This window comes from Pontixanthobacter aquaemixtae (genome assembly GCF_009827395.1).
Classification (GTDB): Bacteria; Pseudomonadota; Alphaproteobacteria; order Sphingomonadales; family Sphingomonadaceae; genus Pontixanthobacter; species Pontixanthobacter aquaemixtae.
On the sequence record NZ_WTYX01000001.1, the window covers coordinates 643,871 to 658,583 of the forward strand.

Sequence of the window (14,713 nt, forward strand, 5' to 3'; positions counted from 1 at the left end):
TCGCAGTTCATGCGCTGCTATGGCGTAGGATGAACTGTAATTCGGGGCATTTTTTGAACTTTCGCAAAACATTAGGCATGCTGGGCTTTGCGGCCGGAGCGTTGATATCGAGCCCGGCTCTGGCCCAGGCAACCGATACAACTTTGCCTGTGTCCGGCGAAGTGGTGGATCGGTGCAATGTAACCGCGACACCCATGCACTTTCTCGTCGCCAATCCGGGCGCCAACACAAATGTAGACAGCACTGCAACCGTTCAAGTTCAGTGTACCAGTGTGACGCTTTTCTTCCTCGTTACCATGGACAATGGCGAAAATGCCTTGGGAACACAGCGACGTATGGTCGGTGCTGTTTCCGGCGACTATCTTGAGTATGATATCTACAAGAACGCCGCGCGGACTCAGCGTTGGGGACAGGGGTTTTTCGGCGGACAAGTCGGTTTCGTGTTGGTCGCCGGAAGCGCGAATTTTACGGCCTATGGCCGCATTCCCACGGTCAGCTCCTTCAATGCGGCTGATAGTTACAGCGACACCGTCGTAGTAACGGTACAATTCTGAAGCGAAGCGCCGGTAGTCCGTTCTACCACCGCAGCTGCGCGGTCCAGTGCAACATGGTTAATCATTTGATACCGTGTGGTTAACGCGAAATAAGGGATAAATCCCTAGCACGATCTCAAAGGAAACTTGGGGTCGCAATCTTGTATATTCGTACGGCATTCTGCGCGCTGGTGCTTCCGGTTGCGGCGTTTGGATCGGGCTCTGCATTCGCGCAACAAGCATCCGATATCGCCATGCCTGTTTCCGGAGAAGTGCGGTCCCGCTGCGATATCGTTGCCACACCGATGCGGTTCCAGATCGCCAATGTCGGCGCCAACAGCAGTTCTGACGCAACTGCGACCATCCATCTCCGATGTACCCAGCGCACGTTCTTCACCGTCACTATTGATTACGGCCAGAATGCCAACGGCACGCAGCGACGGATGATCAGCGGCGATGGCGATTTGCTGGCTTACGATGTTTACCGCAATGCGGCGCGAACCCGGCCATGGGGCCTGGGCAATCGCGGGGTTCGTTTCTATGCTTCGGGCGCTGCAGAGGGGACGTTCAACGTTTATGGCAGGATCCCGAATGTCAGCACGTTCAACGCAGCTGGCAGCTACCGCGATACTCTGACAGTTCAAATCGAGTTCTGAGCACGCCGCGATCGGGCTTCCACAGCTTCTTCAAATCCGGCGTTGCAGCATCGCCCTACGCTTCCCATATCATCCCTGTACAGAGTAGCGCTGACTGTTTCAGACGCACCCGGTTTACGGATATTGATATGAGCAATTTTCCCCTTCTTCCCTTGCGCGACATTGTTGTGTTCCCCGGAATGGTTGTTCCGCTGTTTGTCGGGCGCGACAAGTCGGTTGCAGCGCTTGAAGTCGCGATGGAAGGCAGCAAGGACATATTCCTGCTGGCCCAACTCGATCCGGCTTGCGATGATCCGCAAACCGATGACCTATACGATGTCGGCGTTGTCGCGCAGGTGCTGCAGCTCTTGAAGCTGCCCGATGGCACTGTGCGCGTATTGGTAGAAGGCACCTCGCGCGCAAAGCTCAATGAACTGCGCGAAGTGGGCGAGCATGTGGTCGCCGATGTTGATCTGCAGGAACCGGTGACGGCGTCTGGCAGCGAAGTGACTGCAATGATGCGCACGGTCACCGAACAGTTCGGTGAATATGCCAAGCTGAACAAGAAGCTGGGCGAAGATGCCGGCAACGATATCGGCGAAATCGACGATGCAGGCGCTTTGTCTGACGCTATCGCTGCTGCGATCAACACAAAGGTTTCCGACAAGCAGGCGCTGCTGACCGAGGGTGATCCCTTGCGCCGGTTGGAAATGGTTCTGTCCTTTATGGAGGGCGAGCTTTCTGTCCTGCAGGTAGAACGCAAGATCCGCGGGCGGGTTAAGCGCCAGATGGAAAAGACCCAGCGCGAATATTATCTCAACGAACAGATGAAGGCGATCCAGAGCGAGCTTGGCGGCGAAGCAGAGGAAGCCAACGAACTGGCCGAACTTGCCGAGAAGATTGAGAAGCTCAAACTCTCCAAAGAAGCCAAGACCAAAGCCAATAGCGAGCTCAAAAAGCTCAAAGGCATGCAGCCGATGAGCGCCGAGGCGACCGTGGTTCGCAACTATCTCGACATTCTGTTGGGTTTGCCTTGGGGCAAGAAAAGCAAGCTCAAGAAGGATCTCGGTAAAGCGCAGGAAATCCTCGATGCGGACCATTACGCGCTTGAAAAGGTCAAGGACCGGATCATCGAATATCTCGCGGTGCAGGCCCGCACCAACAAGCTGAAAGGCCCGATCCTGTGCCTTGTTGGCCCTCCGGGCGTCGGTAAGACCAGCCTCGGCAAGAGCATCGCGCGTGCAACCGGCCGGGAATTTGTCCGGCAATCGCTGGGCGGTGTACGCGATGAAGCGGAAATTCGCGGTCACCGGCGAACATATATTGGCTCCCTGCCGGGCAAGATCGTGACAAACCTAAAAAAGGCTGGCACGAGCAATCCGCTGTTCTTGCTCGACGAGATTGACAAGCTGGGTCAGGATTTCCGCGGAGATCCGGCATCGGCTTTGCTCGAGGTGCTGGACCCCGAACAGAACAACAAGTTCCAGGACCATTATCTCGAGCTCGATCTCGACCTTTCGGACATCATGTTTGTCACCACGGCGAACACGCTCAATCTGCCGCAACCATTGCTCGACCGAATGGAGATCATTCGCCTCGAAGGTTACACCGAGGATGAAAAGGTCGAGATTGCCCAGCGCCATTTGATCACCAAACAAATCGATGCGCATGGTTTGAAAGACGGTGAGTTCGAGCTGACCGAAGCCGGCCTTCGCGATCTCATCCGGTTCTACACGCGCGAAGCTGGTGTCCGGACGCTGGAGCGCGAGATTGCCCGTTTGGCGCGCAAGAGCCTGCGCAAGATTCTCGAAGGCGAAGTTACCAGCGTTGTCGTGACCCCCGACAATCTGGGAGACTTTGCGGGTGTGCGCAAATTCAAGCACGGCATGTCTGATGAGGAGGCGCAAGTCGGCGCCGTTACCGGACTGGCCTGGACCGAAGTCGGCGGCGAATTGCTGACGATCGAGAGCGTGACCACACCCGGCAAAGGTGAAGTCAAAACCACCGGCAAGCTGGGCGAAGTGATGAACGAGTCCATCTCTGCCGCCTTCAGTTTTGTGAAAGCGAGGGCGCCCGCTTACGGCATCAAGCCATCGATCTTCCAGCGCAAGAATATCCATATCCACTTGCCCGAAGGCGCGGTGCCCAAAGATGGTCCGAGCGCCGGAATCGGGATGGTCACGTCAATCGTTTCGACGCTGTCAGGCATCGCGGTTCGTCCCGATGTTGCGATGACCGGCGAAGTGACTTTGCGCGGACGGGTCTTGCCGATTGGCGGTTTGAAAGAGAAATTGCTGGCGGCGCTGCGGGGCGGAATCAAAACGGTTCTGATCCCGGAAGACAATGTCAAAGACCTCACCGAAATTCCGGAAAACGTCAAAGAGGGGCTGGAGATTATTCCGGTCGGGCATGTCGATCAGGTTCTCGAAACGGCGCTGGTTGCTGAACTGACACCTATCGAATGGACAGAGGCAGATGATCTGGCGAGCCAGCCAGCCGCTGCTGCATCAGGCGAAACCGTTTCCCGTACCGCGCATTAAATTGTGCAGCGCAGCGACTCGGGGCTTGGCCTTTTGGCCAGCCCCGGCGCAAAGCGGGGCGATCGCTTGTTGGACCTTCGATTTGCCGCAAATAATCCGCTTTTGAATGGATTCTCGGCAATCTGGTGCGGATTGCCTTTGACAGCAGCACCAAAAATCCCTTCTATCCCCGCCATTCGCGAAGACGATTCATGATCTTCGCCGCACCAGACTTTTTGGGGGTTTCACAGAATGAACAAGCACGAACTGATCAATGCAGTTTCCGATGTTAGCGGTCTTTCGAAAAGCGACGCAGCAAGCGCGGTCGAAGGCGTTTTCGACACTATCGTAAAGGCGCTTTCAAACGGCGACGAAGTTCGCATGGTCGGTTTTGGTACGTTTTCTGTAGCAAAGCGTAAGGCATCCACCGGCCGCAATCCGCGTACCGGAGAACCAATGACAATCAAGGCTTCTAACCAGCCCAAGTTCAAAGCGGGCAAAGGCTTGAAAGACGCGGTCAACTGATCGCTGACCCGAAGCGGGTTTGAACCGACCCGATAGAAAAAGCCCCGCTTGCTTTCACCGCAAGCGGGGCTTTTCTGTGTCTGGAGAAATTTTCCGGTCTGGTACTTGAGCAGACTATTGCGCCAGCTTGATCAGGGCAGAGGGCGGGGCACGGTCGATGCTCCCACTGTTGATCTGCCAAACCAATGCTCGGCCGCTCGCCGTGTCGCGATACCCTTCGTCGGTATTGTTCGCCAAGATTTCGCCATCGGTGGTAATGGTGAAAGTGCCATTGGTGGTTTTGAAGATTTCCGCGAGATCAGGATCGCGCGAATTGCGGCTTCGTTCCAGACCGGCAATCATAAGCCAGCTCATCGAGCCACCGCCAGCGCCGCCCGGATTGGTGCCCGCACCGAAACCTGGCGCATCGACCCGCACGGTTTTTGCGTCGCGCCGATAGACATAGAGGAAGGGTTGGCCCGCGCTCATGCCTTCCATCGTCGGAAAGGTGAAATCATGATCGATCCGACTGGCGATCGAAAAATCAACTTTGAACAACCCTTCGCCAAGATACTCGACGCTGTTCCAGCCATGCTGGCGTTCCAGCCGTTCGGCGATTAGCTGGCCGGCATCAGGATCATTGGGGTCGATCCCGCCGAATACGGCCTGCATCTGTTTGGCTTCGCGGCTCCTGCGTTCGCGGCTGCGGGCCTGCCGCTCTTCAAACTGCTTACGCCTTTCGGCCAGTTCCTCTTCGCTACACTCGCGGGCGGCACTTGCCGAAACGGGGCGGGTGGGAACCAAGACGACCGGCGGTGGCGGAGAAGAATCCTTTGCTTCCTCCGCAGCTACTTCGACCGCGACTTCAGCTGCTTCTTCGGCAGGGCTTTCCTCCATGGCTTCGGCAACAGCTTCCGCTGCCGGATCGGCAGTCGTCGGCTCGTCGCCCCAGCAGGTTTGCGAATCCGGATTCCAAACTGAAGTGCTGTTGCCACCTCTGGACATCTCCATCAGCTGCGTCATGCCGAGAAGCCGGATCTCGCCATCATAGGAGTAGGTGAAAGACCCGTCGGACCGCAGATCAAGCTTGGCGTCAAACTTGCCGGGAATCATGAAGCAGCTTGTCAGCAGTAGAGAGCCCAATGCTGCCATGAAAGCGGCGGCTGTGCGCCGGGTGAGCGGGAGGTTCATAGGGCTTCCTTCGTTCAGGACTTAACTGCTGCGCGTGGCGATAGCATAGAGCGCGATAGCTGTCGCATTGGAGACATTCAGGCTTTCGATAGAGCTGCTGATCGGCAATTTGGCCAATGCATCGCAATGGCCCGCAATATTGTGGCGCATGCCATCGCCTTCTGCCCCCATCACCAGCGCAACCGGCGTATCGGGCATCGCCTCTGCCAATGTTGCGTCCGCTTCGCCCGCCATGCCGATCCGCCAATATCCGGCCTCTGCAATCTGTTCTAGCGCGCGCGCCAGATTGACGACGCGAACCCACGCGACCGTTTCCAGCGCGCCCGAAGCGGATTTGGCAACCACGCCCGATTCTGGCGGAGCATGCCGGTCCTGTGTGACAATCGCTGCTGCGTCAAATGCGGCGGCGGATCTCAAAATTGCGCCGACATTGTGCGGGTCGGTAACCTGGTCGAGCACGACAACGGGTCTGCCATCGGCAATCACCAACACGTCTTCCAGATGGACATCTTCCAACGGCGCGCATTCGAGGACCAGCCCTTGATGCGGCGTATCTTTGGTTACGAGGCGCGCCAAATCGGGTGCCTGTGCGTATTCCACCGGAAAGTTATCGGGCAATTCGCCATCGAGCGAATCTATCCCCTCGCGGGTTGCCCACAATTTGTGATGCTTGCGTTCGGGATTTTTCAGCGCGGCCTCGACCGCGTGCTTGCCCCAGAAGCGCACTTGTCCGCTGCTGGCACGCCCGCTGCCGCGTCCGCCCTGCATCCGGCCAGCACGGCCTCTCAATGCGCGTTTTCCGCCGCCTTTGGCCATTATACTTCCCTAAACAGATAACCGGATTGCTCGCCGGATTATAATTGATTTCGGCGCCATGCCAGCAGGCCCATTGACAGGCAAGCGCAGCTTCGCCATTGGGGCGCCTCTCGGCAGGTAACGCATGCGATTGCGACAACCAGCACGGCGGGAATTCTCGCCCAAGGCAAGCCAGTGGACAGGTGGCCGAGTGGTTAAAGGCAGCAGACTGTAAATCTGCCCGCGCAAGCGTACATAGGTTCGAATCCTATCCTGTCCACCACTTGCCCTAAGCCTTTCCAATAGTGCGGTATTGCCATAGTCGGCAAAGACGAACATGAAGAGAATTTGCGCAAGCTCGCGTCTGCCGGTGGTGACTAACCGCTGAAACGGTCCGCCACTTTTCCAGATTCCTTGTGCCGCTCTGACGGTTTGCTCCACGATGCCGTCTCGCCACACTGATGCAAATTGGCCACTAGGTTGCAATGTTGCGCAAAGAATTGGCGGGATTGCGTTGTATGTCGCAACTCGGTCGTGCAATTATCTGAAATTACATTGAGCGTCGGCTCAGTGTGACAGAATTTTACGTGAAAAGTGCCCAAAATAGGGTGCGCTATAAAAAGGGAATGGGATGAGAAAAGCTCTTCTGAGTTCGACGGCGTTCGTGATGGCAATGGGCATGGCAGGAACCGCCCAAGCACAGGAAAACACGGACGACACTGAAGTAAATGATGATGATATCATCATCGTGACCGCAACCCGCCGGGCACAGGATGTTCAAGACATTCCTATTGCTGTTACCGCGGTCAGCCCGGTCCAGCTTGAACGCCAGGGCGTGGTCAACGTTCAGGAAATCACCCAGGTCTCACCAAGTTTTTCGACTTCGAACGCCCAGACTTCATCCGGCTCGGTCGTGCTGCGTATCCGCGGTGTCGGTACAACATCGAACAATGTCGGCTTTGAAAGCGCTGTCGGTATCTTCATCGACGGTGCATACCAATCGCGCCCCGGTGTCGCTCTTTCCGAATTTGTCGATGTAGAGCGTGTCGAGGTTCTTCGCGGCCCGCAAGGTACTTTGTTCGGCCGGAACACATCTGCTGGCGCGCTGAACATCACCAACAAGCGACCCGATCTTTCCGAATTTGGCGGTTTCGTCAACGGCACCTATGGCAACCGCGATCTGTTCAGCGTTCAAGGCGCAGTAAACGTCCCACTTGTTCAGGACACCGTTGCGATGCGCCTGACTGGCGCTTATCGCCAGCGTGACGGCTTTGTTAAAGTCATCGATGCTGCAGGCAATCGTTTGGGTGAAACCAACGGTGCAGATCAGTATCTGATCCGCGGCCAGATTGGCTGGGAAACCGACAGCGGCATCAAGGGCCGCGTGATCGCTGATTATGCTCAGAGCGATGCACCATTTGGTGCTGCGGTCGAAGTGCTGCAGTCACCGGTTGAAACGGCTGGTCTGTTCGGCCTGGTTGGCTTGGGCGCGACCGGCGGCATGGCTGTACCGGGCACCACAACGAACCGCTTCGATCAGTCTGCTGCAGAAGCGTCGGTCGACAATCTGACGTCGACCGCCAATTTCGTACCGAGCACCCATTCGGATCAATGGGGTCTGACAGGTGAAATCGAGATTCCGATCGGTGACAGTGCAGACCTGATCTATATCGGGTCCTACCGTGAATATAGCTCGGAAGAATCTTACGATTCAGACTTCTCCGGCATTGACGTGTTCAATGTCCTTCCGGGTGGCGGCACCGACATTGAGACAATGACTCACGAGCTTCGCGTTCAGGGCGAAGCTTTCGATGGCGCTCTGGATTGGTTGATCGGTGGTTATTATTCGACCGAAGACATTAATCAGCAGGTCAATTTCGGGCTTGGCGAAGATTATGGTGAACTGATCGGTGCACTGTTCTTCGCACCAACTGGCGGCGCCTTTGGTGCGAACCCGCTGACCTTCCTAACGGACAGCAACTTCTTCCCGAACTCGCCGCTGAACGTTCCAGGCGGGATTGATCCTGCGGGGACGCTGAACACCAATCTGTATACTCAGAACAGCAAAAGCTGGTCGATCTTTACGCACAACACCTTCAACATCACCGACAGGTTCAGTGCGACGATTGGTCTTCGCTATTCGGATGAAACCAAGGACGGTTCTTTCGCGCAGGGCGCAAATAACAATGCGCTGTGTCCGGCCATTTTGGGGACAATCGCTGCGGGCAACGTTCCTGCACCGCTGATCAACAATGTGTTCGGTACAGGTTGTTTTGCCTTTACCGCGCCAGCCGATCTTCCGGCGGCAGCAGTATTCCCGCTGCCACGATCTTTCAGCGATACGTTTGACGATAACGAGCTGATCTACACCGGTAAGCTTAGCTATGCATTTGCCGCTCCGGTAAATATCTATGCAAGCTTCACCCACGGTTACAAATCAGGTGGTTTCAACCTCGATTCAACTGGTGCAGCCGGTGGTGCGGACCCGCGCTTCCTGTCTGAAACGGTGGATGCCTATGAAATCGGTGTGAAAGCCAAGCTGATCGACAATGCTGTAACATTGAATGTTGCTGCCTTCCGCGAGGAATTCCAGAACTTCCAGGTTCTCGAATTCACCGGTGCTCAGTTCACCACATTCAACGTTCCAAAAGCGAATTCGACCGGCCTTGAGATCGAGACTGTCATTCGTCCTAGCGACAACCTGACCGTCAATGGCGGCGTGACTTACACCAAGGCACGCTATCCGCTCGATTGTGCTGGTACGCAAACTGCCCCGAACGTTCTGGCGCTATGCGGCAACTCGCTGACCAACGCGCCAGAAATTGTGGCGATTATGGGCGCATCTTACGAGAAGGATCTGGGCAATTACCTTGATTTCTTCATCAACGGGCAAATCCGTTTCGAAGATGATCGTCGCACGTCGACACAGGCGTTTGATCCATCGGATCTTACCAACCCAGTGCTTGTTCCTTTCGATATTCAGGACAGCAATACCAAGATCAACCTTCGCGCCGGTATCGGTGCGCAGGATGATAGCTGGGCGATCGAGGTCTTCGGCACCAACATCACCAACCAGGTCACACGCGGTGTTACATTCAACACCGTGCTGCGGTCCGGTTCGCGTTCGGCCTTCCCGCAAGAGCCACGCAGCTATGGTGTGACGCTTCGCACCAAATTCTAATCGACTTGCTCGACGAATACCGGAAGGGCCGCTTGCATCGCGCAGGCGGCCCTTTCATTTTGTGTATGTTGAATCTTGCCGCAATGCGCGCCGAAGTTTAGTCAGGCGGGCATGAATGCATCCAATCACCCCGTAATCTCTTCCACCGGGCTGTTCACGCCTGCGGAGAGTATTTCCAACGAAGAGCTGGTCAAAAGCTTCAACGCCTATGTCGCCAAATTCAATGCCGATAACGCTGCCGCAATCGAATCCGGCGAAGTAGAGCGTCTGGAGCCAAGTTCGGTCGAATTTATCGAAAAGGCCAGCGGCATTAAAGCGCGCCATGTTATGGCCAAGGCGCCTGTGCTCGACATTGAAACCATGGCCCCGCGCTGGCCCGAACGCAGCAATGAAGAGCTGTCCATGATGGCGGAAATTGGCGTTGCGGCGGCAAAGCAGGCGCTCGATCGTGCAGGGCGCGATGTAAAGGATGTCGATGCGGTATTGTGCGCGGCCTCCAATATGGAGCGCGGCTATCCCGCTATGGCGATTGAAATCCAGCAAGCGCTGGGTATCGATGGTTTCGGCTTCGATATGAATGTCGCGTGTTCCTCTGCAACATTCGGTATCCAAACCGCCGCAGACTATGTCCGCGCGGGCAATGCGCGATCGGTCCTTGTGGTCAGCCCGGAAATAACCAGCGGACATCTGAATTGGCGCGACCGCGACAGCCATTTCATCTTTGGCGATGTTGCCACCGCGGTTCTGGTCGAGGATGTATCGATCGCCCCCGCAGAACATTGGGACATTCTGGGCACAAAGCTCAAAACCGTATTCTCCAACAATATCCGCAACAATTTCGGATTCCTCAACCGCGCCAGCCCCGAAGGAGTAGGTGCGGCGGACAAGCTGTTTGTGCAGGAAGGGCGCAAGGTCTTCAAAGAGGTTGTACCGATGGTCGCCCAGATGATCGTGGACGAAGCCAAGCGGATCGAAATTGATCCCACGAAATTGCGGCGGATGTGGCTGCATCAGGCCAATACCGGAATGAACCGGCTGATCGCGCATAAGGTCTTGGGGCACGAGGCGAACGAAGATGAAAGCCCGACGGTGCTTGATACCTATGGCAACACGTCGAGCGCCGGTTCGATCATAGCATTTCACCGGCACAGCGAAGATTTGAAGCCGGGCGATACTGGCCTGATCTGCAGTTTCGGGGCGGGCTATTCCGCCGGAACCGTGTTTGTCAGGAAAGTCGCCTGAGAGGTTTGCCCCTTACATCGTTGAAAATGCTCGCCTTCATTTGCGTTGGTTAACAGGTGGTGCGGCGAATGGCTTGGGGTCTCTTGTTCCCTCCACGCCAAAACACTAGGTGTTTGTGATGGCAGGTGAGATTTTCGACAACAAAGGCAGCGGGGAAGCTGACTGGCAATGGCCGTCAATCCATCCTGAAGGTAGAAAGTTTGGCGTGATCGCTGCTGGCATCGCGCTGGTCACGATATTCCTGCTTGATCTTGAGCTGATAGGTTGGCCGCTTCTGGCTTTCGCAGGCGGGATTTTTGCGTTCTTCCGCGATCCGGACAGAGTCGTACCGCAAGATCCCCATGCGATCATTGCACCTGCAGATGGCATGGTTTCGCTCATTTCTGTCGTCGAACCGCCTGCCGAGCTGGTTGGCGATGACGGCAGCGGCCAGATCGGTCTGCCTCCAGGTCCAGTCACCCGGATTTCGATTTTTTTGAGCGTGTTTGACGTTCATATCAACCGCACACCGATCGGCGGCACAGTCAAACGCCTCATCTATATGCCCGGCAAATTCATGAGCGCGGAACTTGATAAGGCGAGCGAGGAGAATGAGCGGCAGCACATTCTGGTCGAGCGAAGCGATGGCGTGATGATCGGGTTTACGCAAATCGCCGGAATGATAGCGCGCCGGATTATTCCGTTCGTAAAGCCGGGCGATATGATTGCCGCGGGGCAGAGGGTCGGCCTGATCCGTTTCGGAAGCCGCGTTGATGTCTATTTGCCCGCTGGAACCGAACCGAAAGTTCTGCTTGGCCAAAAGACTGTCGCTGGGGAAACGATTTTGGCAGAGTTGGGCGATCAAAAGCTGCTCGAAGGTATTTCACAATGAGCAATGAACCCCCGCGCGTCGGCCCCAAATCGGCTGAAGATGAACCTCTGCAAACCACTCGTGTGAAGAGGGGGATCGCCCTTCGCTCCGTAGTGCCCAACGCAATTACTGCGGCGGCGCTGTGTTCGGGCCTCACAGGCATAAAATTCGCGATCGCAGGCAATTGGTCATTGGCCGTATTTGCAATTATTCTCGCCGGAGTGCTTGATGGGATCGATGGGCGTGTCGCGCGATTGCTCAAGGGGCAATCGCGCTTCGGTGCGGAACTCGACAGTCTGGCAGATTCGCTGTCCTTCGGCATGGCGCCGGCAATCATTTTCTATCTCTGGACGTTGCAGGACCTTCCGCGACTTGGCTGGTTCGCCGCATTGGCATTCGCAATCTGTTGTGCGCTACGTCTGGCGCGTTTCAATGCGCAGATCGATACGGACGATCAACCGCACAAGTCGGCCGGTTTCCTGACCGGCATTCCTGCGCCGGTGGGGGCGGGGCTGGCCTTTCTTCCATTCTATCTGTGGATGGCGACCGGGCTGGAGGAGTTTCGTTTGCCCTGGGCAAATGCGGCATGGATGGTGGTTATTGCGTTTCTTATGATTTCCAACATCGCCACGTTAAGCTGGAGATCGCTCAAACCGCGCCGCCAATTCCGCCTGGCATTTATCGCGTTTATCGGCTTGCTCTTCGCAGCGATGCTGGTTGAACCCTGGTGGACAATCGCTGTGATCTCTGTCGGCTATCTCGCGCTGATGCCGCTCGGCCTGTTCCGGTATGGCCGCGTTAAGCGGCAACGGGCAGCGGAGCTATAGGGAAGGCCTGCACCGCAACCTGCTTCTTCGCTTCCACCGGAAAAGCAACAATTCTTGGCTTCGGTGCGGCTGGCACTGCCTTTTCATCAGCACGGTCAAGCTGTGTCGCTGCGCTTAGGCGCCTGAACGCACGGGCCCCGCGCAGGATGCTATCGCCAAGCGATATAGCAACCGCGATGACCGCAATGACGAACAGGGCAACCAGCGAGAACGTGATCATTGTACTTACCTCATCTTTTACACAGGGCCTTGTGGGTATCCTGTGGATAAATTGACTACGATTGGAGAACGGCTTTGGTTCCATTCTTAATCCGTCGACCTATGATGTTCACGATATGTTCCGAAATGTCAAGAGCCAATTTACCTCGGTGGAGGCTTGAAATGTAATTTCTGGCTGGATTTTACGCTTTTACCTCGTTAGAGGGCCGCATCCGCAAACAGGGCGGTCGAATCACGACCTTTCTGGAATGCGGAAATTCACATGGAAAGCACACATACCGGTGCTGGCGAGGGATCTCCTCAACAGTTCCAGTTTTCCAGAGGTATAACCGGAAGGAATTCTACTATGGCGGCACCTACCGTCACAATGCAGCAATTGATCGAGGCCGGCGCGCATTTCGGCCACCAGACTCACCGTTGGAACCCACGCATGAAGCCGTATATTTTCGGCGCGCGCAATGGTGTTCACATCATCGACCTGTCGCAGACTGTTCCGCTTTTCGCCCGCGCGCTGGACTTTGTTGAGTCCACTGTGCGCAGTGGCGGCAAGGTTCTGTTCGTTGGCACCAAGCGCCAGGCGCAAGAGCCTATCGCAGAGGCCGCAAAACGTTCGGGCCAGCATTTCGTCAACCACCGTTGGCTGGGCGGCATGCTGACCAATTGGAAAACCATCAGCCAGTCGATCAAGCGCCTCAAGACGCTTGAAGAGCAGCTGTCGGGTGAAACTTCGGGTCTGACCAAGAAAGAGGTTCTCCAACTGACACGCGAGCGTGACAAGCTGGAACTCTCGCTTGGCGGTATCCGCGACATGAACGGCATCCCCGATGTCATGTTCGTGATCGATGCCAACAAGGAAGATCTGGCGATCAAGGAAGCCAACGTATTGGGCATTCCGGTTGTCGGCATTCTCGATACCAATGTCGATCCTTCGGGCATCGCATTCCCGGTTCCTGCCAATGACGACGCAAGCCGCGCGGTACGCATGTATTGCGACGCGATTGCCGAAGCGGCGATCTCGGGCCGCGGCGGTGCGGTTGCAGACTCGGGCGCCGACGTTGGTGCGATGGCTGAGCCTCCGGTCGAAGCCTAAGCCGAAGATCACCCTATCAGCGTCACATTCTTGTAATTGACGCGAACTAGCGCGCCGGAGGCCCCGAATTCGGGCCGGTCCCCAAAGAGCGGGTCCGGCAGCGCATATTTTGAAAGGACAAAGCAATGGCTGGAATTTCAGTCGCTGACGTAAAAACCCTGCGTGAGAAAACCGGCGCAGGCATGATGGACGCCAAAAAGGCGCTGACCGAAGCTGGCGGCGATATCGAAGCTGCGGTTGACGCTCTGCGCGCCAAAGGCCTCGCCACCGCACAGAAGAAATCGAGCCGCACCGCTGCGGAAGGCCTCGTCGGCGTTGCCGTCGAAGGCACAAAAGGCGTTGCCGTCGAAGTAAACTCGGAAACAGACTTCGTTGCAAAGAACGACCAGTTCCAGGACTTCGTGCGCAGCACCACATCGGTTGCATTGGGCGTGGATGGTGACGATGTCGAAGCGCTGAAAGCAGCGGCTTACCCATCGGGCGGTACCGTGGGCGACAAGCTGACCGACAATATCGCCACCATTGGTGAAAACCAGCAGGTTCGCCGGATGAAGACCGTTTCGGTCGCAAACGGCGTTGTCGTTCCTTACGTCCATAATGCTGCGGCTGACGGCCTCGGCAAAATCGGCGTGTTGGTTGCTCTCGAAAGCGAAGCAGGCGCAGACGTTCTCGAGCCTCTGGGCAAGCAGCTAGCGATGCACATCGCGGCGGCATTCCCGCAGGCACTCGACGCTGACGGTCTCGATGCTGACATGCTCGATCGCGAACGCGCGATTGCTGCGGAAAAAGCAGCCGAAAGCGGCAAGCCTGAGAACGTGCAGGAAAAAATGGTCGAAGGCGCGGTGAAGAAATTCGCCAAAGAAAACGCGCTTCTCAGCCAGCTATTCGTGATGGACAACAAAACCCCGGTGGCTGACGTTGTTGCCAAAGCTGGCAAAGACGCCGGTTCGGAAATCGTCCTGAAAGACTATGTCCGCTTCCAGCTCGGTGAAGGCATCGAGAAGGAAGAAAGCGACTTCGCAGCAGAGGTTGCTGCGGCTGTGGGCGGGTAAGACGCCTATTTCCCCTACCTTGAGGGAGGGGCTAGGGGTGGGTGTTCGACGTAAAATACAAGCGCCGTACACCCC

The 14,713-nt window shown here is 56.3% G+C and carries 13 protein-coding genes and 1 tRNA gene; 11 read left to right on the top strand and 3 right to left on the bottom strand.

The features are described 5' to 3' along the window. The first annotated feature begins 77 nt into the window (after positions 1-77). The 4 genes from GRI41_RS03185 to GRI41_RS03200 all read left to right on the top strand — a co-directional run bounded on the left by GRI41_RS03185 (position 78) and on the right by GRI41_RS03200 (position 4,212). On the top strand, positions 78-554 hold the full coding sequence (locus GRI41_RS03185) for a Csu type fimbrial protein (RefSeq protein WP_160603338.1): 477 nt from the start codon (positions 78-80) through the stop codon (positions 552-554). Positions 555-694: 140 nt separating this feature from the next. After that, complete coding sequence (locus GRI41_RS03190; RefSeq protein ID WP_160603339.1) at positions 695-1,189, top strand: Csu type fimbrial protein; 495 nt, start codon at positions 695-697, stop codon at positions 1,187-1,189. Between the two features lie 128 nt (positions 1,190-1,317). Beyond that, a complete protein-coding gene (gene lon / locus GRI41_RS03195; RefSeq protein WP_160603340.1) occupies positions 1,318-3,708 on the top strand; it encodes an endopeptidase La in 2,391 nt (796 codons plus the stop codon). Between the two features lie 231 nt (positions 3,709-3,939). Then, complete coding sequence (locus GRI41_RS03200; protein ID WP_160603341.1) at positions 3,940-4,212, top strand: HU family DNA-binding protein; 273 nt, start codon at positions 3,940-3,942, stop codon at positions 4,210-4,212. A 114-nt stretch (positions 4,213-4,326) separates the two neighbouring features. Here GRI41_RS03200 and GRI41_RS03205 read toward each other — a convergent pair whose 3' ends face one another. Then, entirely contained in the window at positions 4,327-5,382 is a 1,056-nt protein-coding gene (locus GRI41_RS03205; RefSeq protein WP_160603342.1) for a hypothetical protein, read from the bottom strand. Between the two features lie 21 nt (positions 5,383-5,403). Then, positions 5,404-6,198, bottom strand: a complete 795-nt coding sequence (rlmB, locus tag GRI41_RS03210) for a 23S rRNA (guanosine(2251)-2'-O)-methyltransferase RlmB (protein ID WP_160603343.1) — start codon at positions 6,196-6,198, stop codon at positions 5,404-5,406. Between the two features lie 176 nt (positions 6,199-6,374). Between rlmB and GRI41_RS03215 the strand changes: the two genes are divergently transcribed. From GRI41_RS03215 to GRI41_RS03235, 5 genes are all read left to right on the top strand, one after another. Beyond that, a tRNA-Tyr gene (locus GRI41_RS03215) sits at positions 6,375-6,460 on the top strand. 348 nt (positions 6,461-6,808) lie between these two features. Further along, positions 6,809-9,358 carry a TonB-dependent receptor gene (locus tag GRI41_RS03220; protein WP_160603344.1) on the top strand — a complete coding sequence of 850 codons (2,550 nt, stop codon included), beginning with the start codon at positions 6,809-6,811 and terminating at the stop codon, positions 9,356-9,358. A gap of 111 nt (positions 9,359-9,469) precedes the next feature. Beyond that, the gene (locus GRI41_RS03225; RefSeq protein WP_160603345.1) at positions 9,470-10,600 is read left to right on the top strand and encodes a beta-ketoacyl-ACP synthase III; all 1,131 of its coding nucleotides are present in this window, start codon (positions 9,470-9,472) and stop codon (positions 10,598-10,600) included. A gap of 118 nt (positions 10,601-10,718) precedes the next feature. Next, positions 10,719-11,471, top strand: a complete 753-nt coding sequence (locus tag GRI41_RS03230) for a phosphatidylserine decarboxylase (protein WP_160603346.1) — start codon at positions 10,719-10,721, stop codon at positions 11,469-11,471. Then, positions 11,468-12,277: a CDP-alcohol phosphatidyltransferase family protein gene (locus GRI41_RS03235; RefSeq protein WP_160603347.1), complete on the top strand. Its 810-nt coding sequence runs from the start codon at positions 11,468-11,470 to the stop codon at positions 12,275-12,277. The genes GRI41_RS03230 and GRI41_RS03235 overlap by 4 nt, the downstream gene beginning before the upstream one ends. Here GRI41_RS03235 and GRI41_RS03240 read toward each other — a convergent pair. Then, the gene (locus GRI41_RS03240) at positions 12,249-12,581 is read right to left on the bottom strand and encodes a hypothetical protein (RefSeq protein ID WP_160603348.1); all 333 of its coding nucleotides are present in this window, start codon (positions 12,579-12,581) and stop codon (positions 12,249-12,251) included. The genes GRI41_RS03235 and GRI41_RS03240 overlap by 29 nt on opposite strands. Before the next feature lie 261 nt (positions 12,582-12,842). On the opposite strand from GRI41_RS03240, the gene rpsB reads away from it, so the two are divergent. Beyond that, positions 12,843-13,586, top strand: a complete 744-nt coding sequence (gene rpsB, locus GRI41_RS03245) for a 30S ribosomal protein S2 (protein WP_160603349.1) — start codon at positions 12,843-12,845, stop codon at positions 13,584-13,586. Positions 13,587-13,711: 125 nt separating this feature from the next. Further along, positions 13,712-14,638, top strand: coding sequence for a translation elongation factor Ts (gene tsf, locus GRI41_RS03250; protein ID WP_160603350.1), 927 nt, complete (start codon positions 13,712-13,714; stop codon positions 14,636-14,638). Positions 14,639-14,713 lie beyond the last annotated feature (75 nt).